The following is a 17,923-nucleotide window of genomic DNA, read 5'->3' on the forward strand; positions in this document are numbered from 1 at the left end:
GCGTGGGGGGATGACCCCGCCTGTGTGCACGCTCGCCTCGAACCCGACGCCGTACCCGTCGTTCTCGGCGTACGTCCGGACCCGCGGCACGGTCCTGATGCGCACCGCGCGCTCCCTCACCGCCAACCCCTGCGACGCCGAGGACCTCCTCCAGACGGCGCTGGCCAAGACCTACGTCGCGTGGGACCGCATCGAGGACCACCGCGCCCTGGACGGCTACGTCCGCCGGGCCCTGGTCAACACCCGCACCAGCCAGTGGCGCAAGCGCAAGGTCGACGAGTTCGTCTGCGACGAGCTCCCCGAGGCCGACGAGCCGCCGGCCGCCGACCCCGCCGAGGCGCAGGCGCTGCGCGATGCGATGTGGCGCGCGGTGACCCGGCTGCCCGACCGGCAGCGGGCGATGGTCGTCCTGCGCTACTACGAGGACATGAGCGAGGCCCAGACCGCCGAGCTGCTCGGGGTGTCCGTGGGCACCGTCAAGAGCGCCGTCTCCCGGGCGCTGGTCAAGCTCCGTGAGGACCCGGAGCTGACGCCCGTCCGCTGAGTCCGCCCGATGTTTCACGTGAAACATCGGCCGTGTTTCTACTCTTGGGTAGTGACATGCCGACCGGTACGTGCGCAGAATCGCAGCATCCGTAGCCGCCGCAGCGCCGCAGCGCTCACCGGGAGGACGCTTTGCTGAGCACCATGCAGGACGTACCACTCCTCGTCACCCGCATACTGCAGCACGGGATGACGATCCACGGAAAGTCCCAGGTCACGACCTGGACCGGGGAGGCCGAGCCGCACCGCCGCAGCTTCGCCGAGATCGGGATCCGTGCCACGCGCCTGGCCAACGCCCTGCGCGATGAACTGGGCGTCCAGCAAGACGACCGCGTTGCGACCCTGATGTGGAACAACGCGGAGCACGTCGAGGCCTACTTCGCGATCCCCTGCATGGGGTCCGTCCTGCACACGCTGAACCTGCGGCTCCCTCCCGAGCAGCTGGTCTTCATCGTCAACCACGCGGCCGACCGGGTCGTCCTGGTCAACGGCACCCTGCTGCCGCTGCTCGCCCCGCTCCTGCCGCATCTGCCGACCATCGAGCACGTGGTGGTCGCGGGCGTCGGCGACCGCTCCGTGCTGGAGGGCCTCGACGTGCGCGTGCACGAGTACGAGGATCTCCTGGAGGGCCGCCCCGACACCTACGACTGGCCCGAGCTGGACGAGCGCCAGGCGGCGGCCATGTGCTACACCTCCGGCACCACCGGGGACCCCAAGGGCGTCAGCTACTCCCACCGCTCGATCTACCTGCACTCGATGCAGGTCAACATGGCCGAGTCGATGGGCCTGACCGACAAGGACACCACGCTCGTCGTCGTTCCGCAGTTCCACGTCAACGCCTGGGGTCTGCCGCACGCCACCTTCATGACCGGCATCAACATGCTGATGCCCGACCGCTTCCTGCAGCCCGCCCCGCTCGCCGACATGATCGAGCGCGAGAAGCCCACGCACGCCGCGGCCGTCCCCACCATCTGGCAGGGACTGCTCGCGGAGGTCACCGCCAACCCGCGCGACCTGACCTCGATGAAGCAGGTCACCATCGGCGGCTCTGCCTGTCCGCCCTCCCTCATGGAGGCCTACGACAAGCTGGGAGTCCGGGTCAACCACGCCTGGGGCATGACCGAGACCTCCCCGCTGGGCACCATGGCGCACCCGCCGGCCGGGCTCAGCGCCGAGGAGGAGTGGCCGTACCGGCTCACCCAGGGCCGCTTCCCGGCGGGCGTCGAAGCCCGTCTGTCCGGGCCCGGCGGCGACCGCCTGCCGTGGGACGGCGAGTCGGCGGGCGAGCTGGAGGTCCGTGGCAACTGGATCGCGAGCTCCTACTACGGCGGCGCGGCCGGCGAACCGAGCCGCCCCGAGGACAAGTTCAGCGAGGACGGCTGGCTCAAGACCGGCGACGTCGGCGTGATCAGCCCCGACGGCTACCTCACCCTGACCGACCGGGCCAAGGACGTCATCAAGTCCGGCGGCGAGTGGATCTCCAGCGTGGAGCTGGAGAACGCGCTGATGGCCCATCCCGATGTCGCCGAGGCGGCGGTCGTCGCCGTCCCCGACGAGAAGTGGGGCGAACGCCCGCTGGCCACCGTCGTCCTGAAGGAGGGGGCCACTGTGGACTACGCGGGGCTGCACGCCTTCCTCGGCCGGTCGATCGCCAAGTGGCAGCTGCCGGAGCGCTGGGCGGTCGTGGTGGCCGTTCCGAAGACGAGCGTCGGCAAGTTCGACAAGAAGGTGATCCGCAAGCAGTACGCGGACGGCGACCTCGACGTCACCGAGCTCGGCTGAGACCCGCACCGAGCTCGGCTGAGACCCGCACCGAGCTCGGCTGAGCGCCGCATCGGGCTCGGCCGAGCGGGGGGCTACTGGCCCCGCGTGAGCCAGGGCCGCAGCGCCCTGCTGATCGCGGGCATGGCCACGTAGGTCATCAGGGTGCTGAAGACGACGGCGAAGGCGGCCGTCCGCAGTACGAAGTGCAGGTTCACCAGGTACGGCCCGAGCAGCGCGTTGCCCGCGAGCGAGATCGGGAAGATGGCCAGCCCCGAGCTGATGGCCATTTTCCACCGCGGCGGCGCGGGCCGGGCCGTACCCGGCTTCGCGAACCAGGTCTCCATGCCGTGCAGTTCGCGCCGGGCTATCTCGGTGTGGTGGTGCCCGAGGCAGTTCGAGAACCAGGCGGCGCGCTCGGCGGAGTCCTGCCACCGCTGGAAGGCCGCATGGTTGCGGAACCGGTGCACCAGGAACCAGGGCCCGCCGTCGACGGCCGGGCGGAACAGTCCGTACCCCAGGTGGTCGGGGAAGGCGGCGGCCGTCTCCAGGATCCCGTGGGCCCAGGCCTCGAAGTTCTCCTCGTGGCCCGGATCCACCTGTCGCGCGATGAGCAGGCTGACCTCCCCGTTGTCGGCGGGGACGGTCTGCTCGCTCGTGTCGATGATGGCCATGCGGCCAACAATGACTAGTCGGTGCCGATCTTGGCCAGCAGGTCCACGATGCGGCCCTGCACATCGGCCGAGGTGGACCGCTCGGCGAGGAACAGCACGCTCTCGCCCGAGGCCAGTCGCGACAGTTCGGCCGGCTCGATCCCGGTGGCCGTGTAGACGACCAGCGGGGTGTGGTTCAACTGCCCGTTGGCGCGTAGCCAGTCCACGATCCCGGCCCGGCGGCGGCGTACCTGCATCAGGTCCATCACCACCAGGTTCGGCCGCATCCGCGTCGCCACCTCCACGGCATCCGTATCGGCGTCGGCCCGCGCGACCTGCATACCGCGCCGCTCCAGGGCGGCGGTCAGCGCGATGGCGATCTCGTCGTGCTCCTCGATCAGCAGCACCCGGGAGGGGTGCTGCTCGCTGTCGCGCGGGGCGAGCGCCTTGAGGAGCACGGCCGGATCGGCGCCGTACGCGGCTTCGCGCGTGGCGTGCCCCAGTCCGGCCGTGACCAGCACGGGCACCTCGGCGGCCACCGCGGCCTGGCGCAGCGACTGCAGCGCGGTCCGGGTGATCGGCCCGGTCAGCGGGTCCACGAACAGCGCGGCGGGGAACGCGGCGATCTGCGCGTCGACCTCCTCGCGGGAGTGCACGACCACCGGGCGGTAGCCGCGGTCGCTGAGTGCGGCCTGCGTCTGCGCGTCCGGAGCCGGCCACACCAGGAGCCGGCGCGGGTTGTCCAGCGGCTCGGGCGGCAGCTCGTCGTCCACGGGACGCGGCACGGGCCGGTTGACCACCTCGACGGCGCCCCCGGGTCCGTCGAGCGGCTCGGGGCCCTCGGCGGAGCCTGCCTCGGGGGCTCCTATGGCGAAGGCACGTCCCTCGGGCGCGGGCTCCGCGAGCCGGCGCCGTCGGCCGGAGCCGTTGGTGTCGGTGGACCCGCTCTGGCCGAGGCTGCCCAGTGCGCGGACGCTGATCGGCGCTCCGGCGGCCTCCGCGGTGGTGTCCTGAGGCTGCCGGGCTCCGGGTACGGCGATGGGTCCGCCGCCCTCGTCCTCCGGGGCGGTACGGGCCGCCGGAACCGGCCAGGCCGGGGTGGCGGGCAGTGCGCGCCGCCGCCCGGTGGGATGCGTCTCGGGGCCTACGGGGCCCTGTGTGCCCGAGTCCGGCTGCCCGGCGGCGTCTTCGGTGGCGTCGGTACCCTCGGCGGCCTCGGAGCCGGAGACGGGCGCGCCCAGCACCCGGCGCCCGCGCCGCCCGCCCGGGGCGCCGGCCCCGGCCTCGGCGGGAGCGGGGGCGGGGCCGGCCATGGCGGGGGCCTGCGGCGGCTGCGGAGCCGGCGTCGGCCCGGCCGGGAGCGCGAAGCCGCCCTCGGGGGCGATGGGCCGTACGGGAGCGGGGGAGGGCATGGGCGAGGGCATGCGCCCGAGCCCGGTCGCGGGCACCGGACCGCCCGGCTGCGCCGGCCCGGCCGTACCCAGGGCGCGCCGCCGCCCGGCGGGGTGCTCGGTCAGCGGAACGGGGAGTCCCGGAAACGGGGGCACCGGAGGGACGGGAGCCACCGGCACGGGCGGGAGCGCGGGCAGGGCGGTCCCCTGCGGGGGTACAGGCCGTCCGGAGCCGGCCGGGCTGCTGTCGCCGCCACCGGAGTCGCCGTCGCTGCCGTCGCCGTTCTGGCCGCGGCGCCGTCCCGTGCCGCTTCCGCCCAGGCCCGCCGGGTTCACGGGGGATTGGGCGAGCTCGGCGGGAGCGCCGTCGCCGGGCCGGGCGACGGCCGCGGCCCCGCCGCCCCGGCGCCGCCCGGACGGCAGCGCGAGCGCGCTCCCGCCGTCGGCGTCCGGGCCCGCGCCCTTCACCGCGCCGGTGCCTTTGCCGGTTCCGGCGCCCATGTCGGCGTCGTCGTCGAGGAACGCGTCCACTCCGCGGCGGGCCCGGCGGCCGCCGGATACCTGTCCCGGGCCGCCCTCGGTCCCGGGCTTCTCCGGGGGAGCCTCCGCCGGCTCGGGCAGGGTGACAGTCCCGGCTCCCGCACCCAGCGGCAGCTCCAGCACGTACGCCCCACCGGGCGCGCCCGGCACCTCCACCGTCTGCAGCACACCGCCGTGCGCCGCCACGATGCCCCGCACGATCGGCTCGTGCACCGGGTTGCCGCCCTCGTACGGCCCGCGCACCTCGATCCGTACGACCTCGCCGCGCTGCGCGGCCGCGACCACGATCGTCGAGTCCATGTACCCGCTGCCCTGGCGGGTCTTGCCGGTGGCGTCCACCCCGGCGACGTCCGCGATCAGGTGCGCGAGGGCGGCCGCGATCCGTTCCGCGTCCACCTCGGCCTCGATGGTCGGGGCGTGCACGGCGAACTGCGCACGCCCGGGGCCGATCAGCTCGACCGCGCCGTCCACGCCGGCCGTGACGACCGCGTCGATCAGCACCTTCTCCTTGTCGAGCTTGTCGCCGCCCGCGTCGAGGCGCTGGAAGGCGAGCACGTTGTCGACCAGCGTGGTCATCCGGGAGTAGCCCGCGGCCAGGTGGTGCAGGAGCTGGTTGGCCTCGGGCCACAGCTGTCCCGCGTCGTCGGCGGCCAGTGTGGCCAGCTCCCCGCGCAGTTCCTCCAGCGGTCCGCGCAGGGAGTCGCCGAGGACGGACAGCAGTTGGGCGTGGCGGGCGGCCAGCGCGTCGTAGGAGCGCCGGTCGGTGAAGGTCATGACGGCGCCGACGAGCAGTTCCCCGTCCCGTACGGGAGAGGTGGTCAGGTCCACGGCGACGGGCTGCCCGGCCTTGTTCCACAGCACCTGGCCGCGGACCCGGTGCTTGCGTCCGCTGCGCAGGGTGTCGGCGAGCGGGGACTCCTCGAAGGGGAACGGCGAACCGTCGGCGCGCGAGTGCTGGACCAGCCCGTGCAGTTCGCGGTTGCCGAGGTCGGTGGCGCGGTAGCCGAGGATCTGGGCGGCAGCCGGATTGACCAGTACGACCCTGCCGTCGGTATCCGTGCCGACGACGCCCTCGGCGGCGGCCCGCAGGATCATCTCGGTCTGGCGCTGGGAGCGGGCCAGCTCGGCCTCGGTGTCCACCGTCTGCGAGAGGTCCCGTACGACGAGCATCAACAGCTCGTCGCCGGTGTACGAGGGCTGCGGCTCGCGGTAGGCGTCACGGCCGTCGAGGTGGGCTGCGGTGACCTCGACGGGGAACTCGCTGCCGTCGGTGCGGCGCGCGACCATTCGCTTCGGGCGGGCGCGGCCGCCCTCGTCCTCGCCGGGCCGGCGCATGGAGCCGGGGATCAGCTTGGAGTCGAATTCGGGCAGGAGGTCGAGCACGCCGCGGCCGACGAGCCCGGTACCGGGGCTCTCCATGACCTCAAGGGCGATCGAATTCGCGTTGACGACCGTGCCGTTGGCGTTGACGAGCAACAGCGCGTCCGGAAGAGCGTCGAGTATTGCTGCGAGGCGAGCAGCGCCTCGGGATGGCCTGCTGCTCACGACGAGCTTCCTCCCTGACCACAACTACCGGCATGTCACGGGAGGAGTCTAAGCGCACGGGCCCCCGGCGAGGGGGCGGATGCCCGGCGCATACCGCCCGATAGGCGCATCTTCCCAGGTCAGGAACGCCCACCTGGAAGCACAGGTTCCAAGTCGTTCCACCGGCGGATCTCGCATCCGTTCGTCCGGCGGAACTGGGAATCCACCCTGTCGCCGTGCCAGGTTCCGGTGATCCGGGCGGTGGCCCGGCCCCCGTCCTGCATGGTGCACAGCTGATCCTTGGGCTCGGGCGAGAAGGGGTCCCTCCCCTCGCGCGCGAGGGTTTCGAGGCGGGCGCAGGCGTCCTCGGCCCGCGGGTGGTTCCCGCCGGGCGGGTCGCACTCCAGCCGGTACTCCCCGTCGGCACGGGGGTTGCCCGTGCCGGCCACGACGATGGTGAGCCGGTCGGGCGTGTCTGCGGGGGCGGCCAGGAGCCGGGTCAGGGGCGCCAGCGGGGGCAGGGGGCCCGCCGCCGCTGCGGCCAGTGCGGAGGTGACGGCGAAGGCGGCGAGACGCAGCATGGGGAACTCCAGGTCTGTCGTACGTCGTACGACAGACCAACGACGGGCCGGCGCCGACGTTCTGCACGGGGCGCTTAAGGCTTTGCTCTGCGGGCCGCCCTCCTTGTACCGTGGGAGCGGATTGGTGACCGGCCCCTGGCCTGTGTCATCATCTGCACGCACCTTCGTACGCGGGGGTGTGCTGGAGGCGTCGCCTAGTCCGGTCTATGGCGCCGCACTGCTAATGCGGTTTGGGGCTTACCCCCCATCGAGGGTTCAAATCCCTCCGCCTCCGCACTTCACGAAGCCCCGGTCCTTGCGGACCGGGGCTTCGGTGCGTTTGGGGTCCCGGCGGGCCTCGCTCCGGTCTGGCCGGACCGTGCCACGGGGCCATCCGGATGATCTTCTTCCGGGCTGTTTTTGCAGGTCAGCGCGGGTGGGGCTAATGGATTTCGCGTCCCGGCGAGGTCCATGTATTGTTGTTCTCGCAAGGCCAACGGGGCGCAAAACCCCGGCCAGCCAAGCACTCGTAGCTTAACGGATAGAGCATCTGACTACGGATCAGAAGGTTGCAGGTTCGAATCCTGCCGAGTGCACGCTGATCAGAAGCCCCCTGGAGATTCTCCAGGGGGCTTCTGACATCAACGGGTGACATCAACGTGTGGAGCCGGCCCGATTAGGCAGCCGGAGATTCCTCCTCAGCGTCACCCTCGCTCTCCCTGGATTCGTCAACGCCGAGCACGTCGTCCATCCGGTCGGCGGCGGCCCGCAGGGTCGTCTGCATAACGTGCGCGTAGGTGTCCAGTGTCATCGTGATCGTGCTGTGCCCCAGCGTTTCCATGATCGTGCGAGCGTCCACGCCCTGAGCGAGCAGCAGTGAGGCGCACGTGTGGCGCAGGTCGTGCACGCGCACCCGCCGGACCTTGGCGTTGCCGCACAGGATCGTGAGCATCCGATTCAGGCTGCGCGGGTCGGTGGCGCGGCCGGTCGACGTCGTGAAGATCAGCCCGCTCGGCTGGTGGGCGAGCGGCTGCCATTTCTCGCCGGCCACCTTCCGGGCCGTCTCCTGCTGCTTCTGGTGGGCGAGCAGCGCGTCCACGCACCGCTTGGGAAGCGAGACGGTACGGATGGAGCGCGTCGTCTTCGGGGTCCCGAAGATCAGCTCTCGCCGGATTCGCTGGAGGTTGCGCCGCACCCTGAGCTGTCCGCCGACCAAGTCGACGTCCGACCAGGTGAGTCCCAGGACCTCCCCGCGCCGCAGACCGGTCGAGATCAGAAGGAGCCACAGCGCGTACAGGCGGTGGGGCCGGGCGGTCTTCAGGAGCATCCGTACTTCGGCCGGGTCCAGGGGGTGCACTTCTTCTCGCTTCACGGTGGGGGTCTCCACGATCCGGGCGACGTTGCGCGCCACGAGTTCCTCACGGACGGCCTGCTGGAGCGCTGAGCGGAGCACGGCGTGCACGTACTGGACCGTCCGAGCCGATGGCCGGCGCGCGCAGCACCGCCCGACCGCGCAGCAAGCTCGGTCCTCCTTGGCGCGCGCGGCATCGGCGCCGCGCATGCAGCAGAGGCACCCTGCCTTGAAGTCGGCGAGGAACCTGCGGACGTCGGTGGGCGACAGCCGGTTGAGTCGCTTCGTGCCGAGGGCGGGACGGATGTAGAGGCGAGAGAGCCCCTCGTAGCTGTTGAGCGTTGCGGGCTTGAGCCGGTTCGGGGCGATGGCGGCGAGCCAGTACGTCAGGTACTCCCCGAAGGCCATGGACGACGTCGCGGCCGGGATGCCCTGGCGTGTCTTGTCTTGCAGCTCAATGAGCTTGTCGCTCACCTCCTCGCGGGTCTTGCCGTAGACGAACTTCCGGACTCGCGTGCCGTCCGGCCGGTAGACGTAGGCAGCCGCCTGATAGCGGCCGTCCTTGCGCTTCGTGATGGTGCCTTCCCCGTTGGCGCGCCTCTTGGCCATCAGGCAGCCTCCTCAAGCTTGTTGTGGATGTAGGTCTGGAGGGAGTCGAGGGGGATGCGCCGTGCGCGGCCCTCGGTGTAGCTGGGCAAGGCGCCCGAGCGCAGCAGGTCGTAGAGCTTGCTGCGGCTGAGCCGAAGGGCGTGCATGGCCTCGGGCACGGTGATGGCTTCATGGGTCGCGGGCAGCGTGAAGCTCAATGCGGGCTCCATGTGGTGTGAGACGGGCCGTCCGGCCCCTCTGAGAAGTTGGCGGCACAATGCCGTGGGTCGCGGACCATCGCGGACCACCCCATCTGACCTGCGGTTTTTCGGGGCGGATGAGCGGACCATCGCGGACCAGCCGCGCAGGCGTGGTCCGCGATGATCCCGTTTCGGGGTTGGACGAATCCGCAGGTCAGACGGGGTGGTCCGCGATGGTCCGCGACCCGGCGGAATGTAGGCGGCGCTACTCCGGAGCGTCCGAAGCGAGGCGCAGGGCAATCCCCGTGTAGGTCCGGGTGCGGACCCCGCCGTCACGGGGCCTGGTGGTGGTGAGCTGGGGGACGACGGATTGGAGGTTGCGGCCGAAGACCTGCTTGGTTCCGGCGCGTACGCCGTTGTCTTCGGCCCACTCGCGCCAGACGGCCCACAGGGCGTCTACGGGTACTTCGCAGGCAGGGCCGGTGTTGCAGCGTTCGCGTACGAAGGCGCTGGTGGGGGAGGCGGTGTCTTGCATGATCATGACCGCGTCCTGGGAGGAGGCGGGTTGGGTGATCCGGCTGGTCTGCTGGAGTCGGGCGAGGCCGTCGAGGGCCCAGTTGAGGATGCCGGGCATCTCGCGCTTGAGGGATTCGTCGAGGGTGGTGTCTTCCTTGCCGAGCCAGGAGACGGTCATGTTGAGGACGATGAACCGTCGGGCGATCACGCCGGAGGAGTCTCCGAAGCTGGGGAGTTCGTTGGTGAGGATCATCAGCCGGGTAGGCAGCTTCCCGGTCCACAGGTCGCGGTACTTGCGGTCGATGTCGATGGTGTCCTCACCGGAGATGGTGAGAAGTCGTTCGACGACCTGACCGCCCTCGTTGCCGGTCAGGCGTGCGTCGGAGATGACCGCGAGGGGTTTGTCGACGAGGGAGGACAGTCCGAAGTTGGTGCCGAGGCTGGCCAGGGTGGGTCCGGCGATGTTCTTCTTGCCGACGAACTCGGTCAGGACCCGGGTGATGGTGCCCTTCCCGGACCGGGTGGGGCCCTTGATCAGCAGGATCTTTTGCTGGTCGGTGCGGCCGGACAGGACGTAGCCGAACCATTCCTGCAAGGCCTGGATGGCGCTGGGGTCATCGGGCCAGAGCTGGTTCAGGAACTTCTGCCAGGCAGGGGCCGTGGCGTCCTCGTCGTAGGCGAACGGCACTGACACGAGGTTGAAGAACCCCGGTGTGTGGGGCAGCAGCGCCCGGTCCCGGATCCGCAGGAGCCCGTTCTCGCACGCCACGATCGGGCTTCGGTCACCCGCGGCTTCTTCCCGATCGGTCCACGAGGGAGCATCTACCTCCGAGGGCAGCAGCGTGATGGCCGAGAGAGCGTCCAGGAGGTTGCTCAGCTTGGTGCGGGTGGGCGCCCAGTCCTTGACCTCGGGCAGACCGTCCTTGTCCAGACCCGCGACGTAGGTCGCGTGCTCCAGCTCCTTGTAGAGAGTGGCGCGCATCTGCTGTTCTTCGAACTCGCGCCAGCAGGTGCCCGTCCAGCGCATCCACGCTCCCCGCCACCGCCTGCACAGCAGACGTTCCTGCTCGTCCTGCCAGCCGGGCAGGATCCGGCGTGCGACGGCCATCGGGTTGGACGGAGCGGGCAGCTCCTCGGCGAGGCTCATGCGGCCTTCCTCCCTTCCTGGGTGGGGGTGATGTGGGGGCAGAGGGTGCGGTGCTGTTCGTGGTCGGCGATCAGGGCGAGCGCGCGCCGCTGGCCGGCGGCGAACAGGTCCCGCCCGCACGCGCACCAGGACCGGACCGACGGGGTCACGCCGCGTCCGGGGGCGGTGATGCGGAGCCAGGCGACGGGGCGGCGCCCGTCGTCCCAGCCGGGGTCAGGACGAGGGACGGGAAGGACGCCTTCGGCGACGACCTTCCGCGCACCAATGCCGTCCGTGGCGCGGGCCGGTTCGGCGGAGCTGGGGCCGGTGGTCACGCTGCCCTCACCGCCACAGCAGCAAGGCCGCGCGTGACTGCGCGTTCGGCGTACGCCTCGGGCACCCCGACGTCGACGGCCGCGTCGATGATCTGGCGCCCGAGGGTCTCCAGTCCGCACGGCCCCGGGCACGCGGTGTGCTGGTTGGCGAGGAACCGGGCGACCCCGTAGGCGGTACTGCCGGCGCCCTGCTCAAGGCAGGCGGCGACCCTGGCCAGACCCCGGGTAAGGCCGGTCTGGACGAAGGTGTCGGTGTGGCGGCAGCCGGTGGCAACCGACCGGTCCCACACGGCGTGGGCCGGAGACGAAGAGTCCACCTCCCCGCGAAGGGGCCGGGTGGACTCTTCCCTCACGACCAGCGTCCGGACGACGTCCGGCAGGGCGGTGATCGGGCCGGTGCCGGTGCCGCGCCACACGGCGTAGGACATGAGGGACTTGACGTCGACGCCGGGTCGCACCTTGTTCGCGGACTGCATGGCGCCCTGGTAGATCCAGTGCTCCCCGCGCGAGGTGGGCACCACCTTGGTGGCGGGCAGGGTCTGGCGGGCCCATGCGACCGCGTCGGCGTTGTCGAGGTCCACCACGGTGAGGCGGGCCCCGCCGGGGTGGTAGGCGACTCCTCCGGCCTGGCGCCAGGCCGGAGCCCAGGCAGGTCCGGTGAGGACGTCGGGGTTGGTGGTGGCGGCGGCCCAGCCGTGGCAGGGGGCCGGGCACTGGCAGGGCCCGGCGAACTTCATGTGCGGGCGATCGCCGCACTGGCACGGTCCGGTGGTCTTGCTGCTGGTGCAGGCGGGACAGTTCCCGAAGGGGAGCTTGCCCTCCCTCAGCGGCAGTACGGGCAGGCCCAGTTCCGTGAGCCAGAGCGCGGTCCGCAGGTGCCCGGTCGCGGTCCTCATGCGGCCACCGCCCCGATGCTGAGCTGGGCAAGGGCCTGGCGGCCGATGTGCTCGGCGTAGGCCGGGGGGATGCACTCGCGGATCCCGTCGCGGTTCATCCACGGGACGTCCATGACGCGGCGGGCGTGGGGGACGCCGGAGAAGTTCCCGACGAACTGTCCGAACCAGCCGTCGGGGATGGGGCGGCCCATCTTGGCCTGCGGCGCGGTGTGGGCGGGGTGAGGGGGCGGGGTGAGGGTGAAGCCGCCGCCGGTCTCGAAGTACCGGTGCCGGTACGTCTGAAGCCCGAACATGGCCCCGCAGAGCATTACGGGCTGGTGGAGCTTGTGGGCGGCGCCCCGGACGTTCTCCATGACCCACGGGCGGCCCGTCGCGTTGAGGGCTTCGCGGGTGGGGGCGATGAGGTCGGGGTGGGTGTTGCCCTGGATGCGCTGGCAGTCGGTGTCGTGCTGGCAGGGCGGGGAGGCGTGGATGAAGCCGAAGCCGGCGCCGAACTTGTGGATGAAGTCGATGGCGTCGGACTGGTGGAAGCCGAGGGGGTAGCGGGGCTGGGCGTCCTTGTCGACGCCGGTTACCTGGAACCCGGCGTGGTGGTAGCCCATGCCGGCGCCGCCCTGGCAGCAGTACGCGTCCAGTAAGCGGGGCTGGTGCTCTCGCGGGATGTGGGTGGTGTGGGTCATGCTGGTCTCTCCAGTTCTTGCGTTCTGGACGAGAGCGGCCCCGCTTCATTGGCGTGAGTGGGGGGCCGCTCTCGGCATGTTCGGACGGGTGAAGCGGAATCCCCGCTGCCGAGCGGGCAGGGAGGCTTGGGCACCCCCTGCCGGGAGGCCGCTGGAGGGGGTTTCGGGGGTCTGACCTGCGGCGCCTCCCTGCCTCCCTGGCAGATGATTTACGCAGGTCAGGGCCAGGGAGGAGGGGCAGGGAGGGTGTCAGGGAGTTCTCCCTGCCTCCCTGACCGTGAGACGGTCGGCTCCCTCTACTCAGCGGCAGAAGCGGAACCGGTCTCGGGGCGGTTGGCGAGGACACGGGCGACGCGGTCGCGGCCGATGACCATGCGGCCGTCGGACTTGTAGGGGGCGGCAGGGGTGCCGTCGAGGACGCGCTTGAGGTTGATGAACGTCCAGCCGCCGTACGCCTTCTCGTTCAGCGTGGCGAGGCGCTTGAGGACGTCCTGCGTGAGGACGCGCGGCTCGGAGCCGAGCACGGACAGGATGTCCGCGAGCGGGTCGATGGCCGGCCCGTGGTCGGTGGTGTGCGTGGTGGTGACTCCGTTGCGCAGGGCCTTGGCCTGGTCGGCGATCTCGATGGCCTGCTCGGTGTCGATGTAGTGGGTGCGGACGGTGATGGATGCCTGCCCGGCGGGGATGGCGATGCCGTCGGAGGCGGCGACGACGGTGCCCTTGTCGAGGCCCTGGCGGAGCAGGTGCGGGGCGGCCCCGCCGTCGATGGCCTTGTCTCCCAGTGCCATGCGGGCCTGGGATTCAGTTCCGAGCACGAGGGAGATGCGGGTGTGTGCGCCTTCGCGGACGAGCTTGGGGAGGTTCTGGTCGGTGGGGTCCTGCGTGCCTTCCCACAGGAGCACGTCCACGGCGCGGCCCTGGTTGTGGATCTTCCGGACGGCCATGAAGTACCGGGAGGTGGCCTTCGACCCGCCGTAGGGGCGCTTGTCGTCCCCGACGGTCGGGCACATGAACGCGACCTGCGCTTCGTCGACGATGCCGACAAGCGGGTCGAAAACAGTTCCGGGCGGGGCCTGGATCCGGCGCTCCATCTCCGCGACCAGGCCCTCGACCATCTCGGTCGCCTGCACGACGTGGCCGTCGGTGGGGCCCTGGATCAGGGTCGTGGCCAGGCCGTCGAACATGGCCCAGTCGCCTACGCCCTTGAGGTCGGCGATCCGGAACTCGACCGCCTTGTCCTTCGCGAGCCACAGGGCCAGGGCGCGCAGGGCAGCGGTCTTGCCCTGGTTCGACAGGCCCGTGATCAGGACCATGCGCTGGTACAGGCTCATGGCCGCCGCGTCGCCGCGCAGGTCCTGGCCCCAGGGGGCCTTGCCGGTCTTGTAGTTCGCGGTGACCACGTCGGTGGTCAGCGGGGAGGGGCCGATCGGCTGGTCGAGGGCGCCGGAGTCGGCGATCCACAGCCGCACGGTGCGGGCGGCCACGGGGATGGTGATGAAGACCTCGTGTTCGTGGCGGGCGAGGTTCTCGGCGAGCTTGCGGCGCCGTCCCTGGACTTCGGCGGTGGAGACGCCGGAGGGGAGGGTGACGTCGACTTCGACGCCGCATCCGGCGATGCGGATGGGGCCGAGCATCGCGGCGCCGGCATCCCCCATGTCCTTGATGGCGCCCCGCAGCGGGGCGATCCCGAGGTCGCGCAGGGCGGTGACGACGATGGACGGGGTGATGGGCGCTCCGGCGTCGTCACGTTGCTGGGCGGGGAGCGTCCACTGCGGTGCGGTCTGCTGTCGGCGGCCGACGCCCCACAGGGCCAGTAAGGCCAGCCACGGGCCGACCGTAAGCGCGGGGCCCCACACGACGGTGGCCACGACCACGATCATGCGGATCGCTTCGATGACCGCGCCGATCGGGGCGAACAGCCACGAGATGTCCTTGTTGGCTATGGCCAGCACGATCCCGAGCAGGAGCAGGCCACCGACGGTGAGGCCGGTGCCGACGGCCGCGCTTTTGGCGAGGTCGGGGGCGGAGCGGAGGAGGTCCATGCGGCGGTGGTGGCGGCCGGAGCGGAAGCGCTGCAGCCGGTCCTCCCACTCCTTGGCTTCCTCGAAGTTCCCGCCCGCTTCGGCGGCTCGGATCATCCGCTCGTACCGGGACGCGGTCCGCCCGTCCCACGTCCGCTTCGCCGTGATCCGGGTGCCACCGATGACGTACATGCCGTGCCGGGCGACCAGCCGTGCGGCGGTGCGGGCCTGCTCGCTGGTGACGGCCGTACGCACGCCGGATGCGGTGCGCTTCCACACCCGCACCGGCCGGACCGTGCCGGCGGCGGCCGGGGCGGGTGTGGGGGAAGCCGCGGTAACGGTGTCGGTCGGGGTCGAGGGGTGTTTGAACAGGGGGACGACGTTGTCGGTCATGCTGAAAGCTCCTGCTCTCACTGACTGGCTCAGGGTGGGTGGGGTCCGGGGCGGCCGACGTTCTTTGGCGAGAGGGGCGGCCGCCCCGGGGCACAGCTACTTCGTCTTGAGGTTCTTGGCGCGGGCCTTGCGGGCGGCCTTCTCGGCCTCTGCCACGTCGGCGGCGTGCTGGGCTTCGCGTTCGCGGGCGCCGTCGACGATCCGCTCGAACTTCCGCTCCAGGTCGCCCTGGTAGACGGTCTGAGAAGCGATACCGCGCTTGGCCATCCGGGCGGTCAGCCACGCCATCTTGGCGATCTCACCGGCGGTGTACTTCGGGTCCTGCGCCATCACGGGACTCCTTCCGGAGCCGGTCTGTCCGGCTCCCCTCACCACCCACACGTGGTGGGTGGATCGGGCAGCCGACAGCTAGCGGATCTTCCGGGCGAGCCATTCCAGGCGCTTGGCCTCGCGCTCATCCGCGTCGACCTGCCGGTTCATGCGTTGGGCATCCCGGTTGGACAGAGCCGTGATCCGGTAGTTGTTGTGCAGCGCGCGCACCGCGTCACCCGTCGCCTTGGCCCGGGAGTACTGGACTCCATGGACCAGCTCGTGCACGAGGGTGATGGCCGTCTCCCGGCGATCGGTCCCGCATGCCTTGGCGTTGATGACGATCAGGACCCCGTTCGGGCCGATCGTCGTGCAGCCGCACACGGCATCGGCGTAGCGGTAGTGGCGCTCCAGGCTGCGCCCTCCCAACAGGTCCTCGTGGGCCCGCTGGACGGTGTCCTCCATGCCTGCGCGGTCCGTGACCACGATCTCCAAGGTGCCCAGACGCTCCCGCATCTGCTCCCTGACGAGCGTGGCGGCCTGCTCGGCCGACGCTTCGACCTGCGCGAGGACCGGCGCGTGTCGACGGGCCAGCTTGTATCCCCTGATCTTCATGCGCCCCTCCCACGGGATCGTCGGGCCTTGCGCACGTTCTTCACGGCCTGCGTCCCGCTCGGGCTGCCGATCGACTTCACGACGGTGTGGACGGCCCAGCCGAGGACCAGCGCGAGGAAGGTGAGGAAGGCGATGTTCGCGGCGATCGCGGTCAATGCGGCGATCAGGAGCGGGCCGAAGTACACGCCGGCCGCGACCGCCCCGGCGCCGATGCCGGAGCCGAGCGCGATGCGCTGGACGGTGCGGTCGGGCGGGGCCTGGTGGATGTGCTGGTGCACGACCTGCGGCCCGGCGTACGCGGCGGGCAGTGTGTTGGGGTCGGCGTAGACGTGGGTGCCGTCCGGTAGCTGGACGACGGTGGCGTGTGCGGGGAGTTCGGGCAGGTGGTTCACGGTCAGCCCCCTTCGGGGTAGGCGCAGGGAACGCACATGCCGAGCGAGGCCGGTATGACGTATCCGGCGTCGCAGTTGCATTCGGGGCAGGTGCGGCGGGCGGTGTTGGCCTTCGCCAGCGCGGCGGTCTTGGCCGGGGTCATCGGGCGGACGGGCTTGGCCCGGTCGACGCGGTACAGGAACGCGATCAGCGGGCCGCGCCGGAAGCGGGGGCGCAGGACCTGACCGGCGATGTCCTGACCGCCGGGACGCAGGCCGAGGGCCCGTAACTGGCGGCGGGTGGCGAGACCGTCCGGGGCCAGGCGCCACGGGAAGGTGGGCAGGCCGTGGACTCTTCCCATCGGGTCGTGGCAGTCGGCGAACGACAGGCTCATCCGGCCACCGCCGCAGCCGTGTCCCGCTCGCGCTCCGCCTTCAAGGCCTCCCGCACGACCCGGGCCTTAGCCGGGGAGGTCCGCAGAGCCTTGCGGATCCCTTCGCCGGTCAGCTTCTCGATCGGCCACGACTCCGTCAGGCTCCGCGCTTCACCGAGAAGCTCGGCATCCGTACGGACTGGGCGGGTCGATCGGGCAGCCGCCGGGACTCGACCGGTCGCCCGACGAGGACGCGGCGACTCGACAGCCGCGACGAACAGTGCGGGCGCCTCGATCGCCTCGATCGGGACGGGGGTGGAAGAGTCCACCTCCCGCTTCGGCTCCGGCAGCTCGACCGTGGGTTCGCCCTGCTCAGGGGTGGACCGATTTACGGTGGTCTGGGTCGATTCCTGAGTGGCCGGTTCGATCGGGGGCTTGTGATGGAGGACTTTGGCGACGAGGTCGGAGCCGAAGTAGATCGACCCGACCGGGAGCGACGTCGCCAGCAGGACGAGCGCCCAGTTCGCGGGGTCCCAGTCGGCCAGTCGAGTCCAGTCGATCGACTCGGCGTGCAGCTCGGGCAGCAGCCCGTGGACGTAGTTCAGGACCAGCGACGCGAGCGTGTACGCAGCCAGCACCCGCAGGGCGAACCGTCGGGCCTCGTCGGTCAGCACGAGCGCGGCGACGAGCGCGAGGGCCATCAGGCCGTCGACCACGAACGGGTACAGCGTCGCCGCCGTGCCGTCCGCGCCGATCGCCCTGGCCACGTCCCGCAGCGCGTTCCAGGAGACCCGGAAGGCCATGGCGACTACGACGACCAGCGCGAGGACGAGTGCAGTCTTGGCCTTGCGGTTCATGCCGCGTCACCAGAGGAGGGGAGGTGCGCGGCCCGGTTCTCCAGCGCGGTCCGCTCCGCCAGCACCCGCCGGCACGCCCGGCGGAGCCGCTGTTCGTCCACCTCGGTGGGCGTCCGGTCCAGCGTCATGATCTGCGCGTCGAGCAGGTCGCGTTCCGCCAGGATCAGCGGCATCTCCTGCTCGATCGCGTTCAGCTCCGCGTCCGTCGGCTCCAGGCCGTCGGACCACGGGGTAACGAGGTTCTGAAATGCAGCGATGGACTTCATGGGTCTTGCTCCTTCGAGAGAGGAACGGGCCCGAACAGCAGCCCCTGGCGTTC

18 protein-coding genes and 2 tRNA genes are annotated in these 17,923 nt (G+C 71.2%); 4 read left to right on the forward strand and 16 right to left on the reverse strand.

What is annotated here, in order from left to right; genetic code table 11:
• Nucleotides 1-10: 10 nt before the first annotated feature.
• Both OTB20_RS01035 and OTB20_RS01040 read left to right on the forward strand, forming a co-directional pair.
• Nucleotides 11-544, forward strand: coding sequence for a SigE family RNA polymerase sigma factor (locus OTB20_RS01035; protein ID WP_267758926.1), 534 nt, complete (start codon nucleotides 11-13; stop codon nucleotides 542-544).
• A gap of 131 nt (nucleotides 545-675) precedes the next feature.
• Nucleotides 676-2,325 carry a long-chain fatty acid--CoA ligase gene (locus OTB20_RS01040; protein ID WP_267814539.1) on the forward strand — a complete coding sequence of 550 codons (1,650 nt, stop codon included), beginning with the start codon at nucleotides 676-678 and terminating at the stop codon, nucleotides 2,323-2,325.
• Nucleotides 2,326-2,399: 74 nt separating this feature from the next.
• On the opposite strand, the gene OTB20_RS01045 is transcribed toward OTB20_RS01040, so the two are convergent.
• From OTB20_RS01045 to OTB20_RS01055, 3 genes are all read right to left on the reverse strand, one after another.
• Nucleotides 2,400-2,978, reverse strand: coding sequence for an antibiotic biosynthesis monooxygenase (locus OTB20_RS01045; protein WP_267814540.1), 579 nt, complete (start codon nucleotides 2,976-2,978; stop codon nucleotides 2,400-2,402).
• 14 nt (nucleotides 2,979-2,992) lie between these two features.
• Complete coding sequence (locus OTB20_RS01050) at nucleotides 2,993-6,433, reverse strand: PAS domain-containing protein (protein ID WP_267814541.1); 3,441 nt, start codon at nucleotides 6,431-6,433, stop codon at nucleotides 2,993-2,995.
• A gap of 119 nt (nucleotides 6,434-6,552) precedes the next feature.
• A complete protein-coding gene (locus tag OTB20_RS01055; protein WP_267814542.1) occupies nucleotides 6,553-6,993 on the reverse strand; it encodes an SSI family serine proteinase inhibitor in 441 nt (146 codons plus the stop codon).
• Between the two features lie 183 nt (nucleotides 6,994-7,176).
• Between OTB20_RS01055 and OTB20_RS01060 the strand changes: the two genes are divergently transcribed.
• Nucleotides 7,177-7,267 (forward strand) — tRNA-Ser (locus OTB20_RS01060).
• A gap of 228 nt (nucleotides 7,268-7,495) precedes the next feature.
• Nucleotides 7,496-7,568, forward strand: a tRNA-Arg gene (locus tag OTB20_RS01065).
• 80 nt (nucleotides 7,569-7,648) lie between these two features.
• Here the strand turns inward: OTB20_RS01065 and OTB20_RS01070 are convergent.
• From OTB20_RS01070 to OTB20_RS01130, 13 genes are all read right to left on the reverse strand, one after another.
• Nucleotides 7,649-8,932: a tyrosine-type recombinase/integrase gene (locus tag OTB20_RS01070; RefSeq protein ID WP_267814543.1), complete on the reverse strand. Its 1,284-nt coding sequence runs from the start codon at nucleotides 8,930-8,932 to the stop codon at nucleotides 7,649-7,651.
• A complete protein-coding gene (locus tag OTB20_RS01075; RefSeq protein WP_267814544.1) occupies nucleotides 8,932-9,129 on the reverse strand; it encodes a helix-turn-helix domain-containing protein in 198 nt (65 codons plus the stop codon). The genes OTB20_RS01070 and OTB20_RS01075 overlap by 1 nt, the downstream gene beginning before the upstream one ends.
• A 247-nt stretch (nucleotides 9,130-9,376) precedes the next feature.
• Nucleotides 9,377-10,774, reverse strand: coding sequence for a DNA primase family protein (locus OTB20_RS01080; RefSeq protein ID WP_267814545.1), 1,398 nt, complete (start codon nucleotides 10,772-10,774; stop codon nucleotides 9,377-9,379).
• A complete protein-coding gene (locus OTB20_RS01085) occupies nucleotides 10,771-11,088 on the reverse strand; it encodes a hypothetical protein (protein ID WP_267814546.1) in 318 nt (105 codons plus the stop codon). Before OTB20_RS01085 ends, OTB20_RS01080 begins: the two co-directional genes overlap by 4 nt.
• Nucleotides 11,085-11,984, reverse strand: coding sequence for a bifunctional DNA primase/polymerase (locus tag OTB20_RS01090; protein ID WP_267814547.1), 900 nt, complete (start codon nucleotides 11,982-11,984; stop codon nucleotides 11,085-11,087). The genes OTB20_RS01085 and OTB20_RS01090 overlap by 4 nt, the downstream gene beginning before the upstream one ends.
• Nucleotides 11,981-12,664, reverse strand: coding sequence for an SAM-dependent methyltransferase (locus tag OTB20_RS01095; RefSeq protein WP_267814548.1), 684 nt, complete (start codon nucleotides 12,662-12,664; stop codon nucleotides 11,981-11,983). The genes OTB20_RS01090 and OTB20_RS01095 overlap by 4 nt, the downstream gene beginning before the upstream one ends.
• A gap of 296 nt (nucleotides 12,665-12,960) precedes the next feature.
• Nucleotides 12,961-15,078, reverse strand: coding sequence for an ATP-binding protein (locus tag OTB20_RS01100; protein ID WP_267814549.1), 2,118 nt, complete (start codon nucleotides 15,076-15,078; stop codon nucleotides 12,961-12,963).
• Between the two features lie 96 nt (nucleotides 15,079-15,174).
• A complete protein-coding gene (locus OTB20_RS01105) occupies nucleotides 15,175-15,408 on the reverse strand; it encodes a DUF6257 family protein (protein ID WP_267814550.1) in 234 nt (77 codons plus the stop codon).
• 78 nt (nucleotides 15,409-15,486) lie between these two features.
• Complete coding sequence (locus tag OTB20_RS01110) at nucleotides 15,487-16,002, reverse strand: hypothetical protein (RefSeq protein WP_267814552.1); 516 nt, start codon at nucleotides 16,000-16,002, stop codon at nucleotides 15,487-15,489.
• On the reverse strand, nucleotides 15,999-16,385 hold the full coding sequence (locus tag OTB20_RS01115; RefSeq protein WP_420716299.1) for a DUF6251 family protein: 387 nt from the start codon (nucleotides 16,383-16,385) through the stop codon (nucleotides 15,999-16,001). Before OTB20_RS01115 ends, OTB20_RS01110 begins: the two co-directional genes overlap by 4 nt.
• An 11-nt stretch (nucleotides 16,386-16,396) precedes the next feature.
• The gene (locus tag OTB20_RS01120) at nucleotides 16,397-16,768 is read right to left on the reverse strand and encodes an RRQRL motif-containing zinc-binding protein (RefSeq protein ID WP_267814555.1); all 372 of its coding nucleotides are present in this window, start codon (nucleotides 16,766-16,768) and stop codon (nucleotides 16,397-16,399) included.
• On the reverse strand, nucleotides 16,765-17,604 hold the full coding sequence (locus OTB20_RS01125) for a DUF2637 domain-containing protein (RefSeq protein ID WP_267814556.1): 840 nt from the start codon (nucleotides 17,602-17,604) through the stop codon (nucleotides 16,765-16,767). Before OTB20_RS01125 ends, OTB20_RS01120 begins: the two co-directional genes overlap by 4 nt.
• On the reverse strand, nucleotides 17,601-17,870 hold the full coding sequence (locus OTB20_RS01130; RefSeq protein WP_267814557.1) for a DUF6284 family protein: 270 nt from the start codon (nucleotides 17,868-17,870) through the stop codon (nucleotides 17,601-17,603). The genes OTB20_RS01125 and OTB20_RS01130 overlap by 4 nt, the downstream gene beginning before the upstream one ends.
• Between the last annotated feature and the right edge of the window lie 53 nt (nucleotides 17,871-17,923).

Source organism: Streptomyces sp. H27-H1, from assembly GCF_026627445.1.
Classification (GTDB): Bacteria; Actinomycetota; Actinomycetes; order Streptomycetales; family Streptomycetaceae; genus Streptomyces.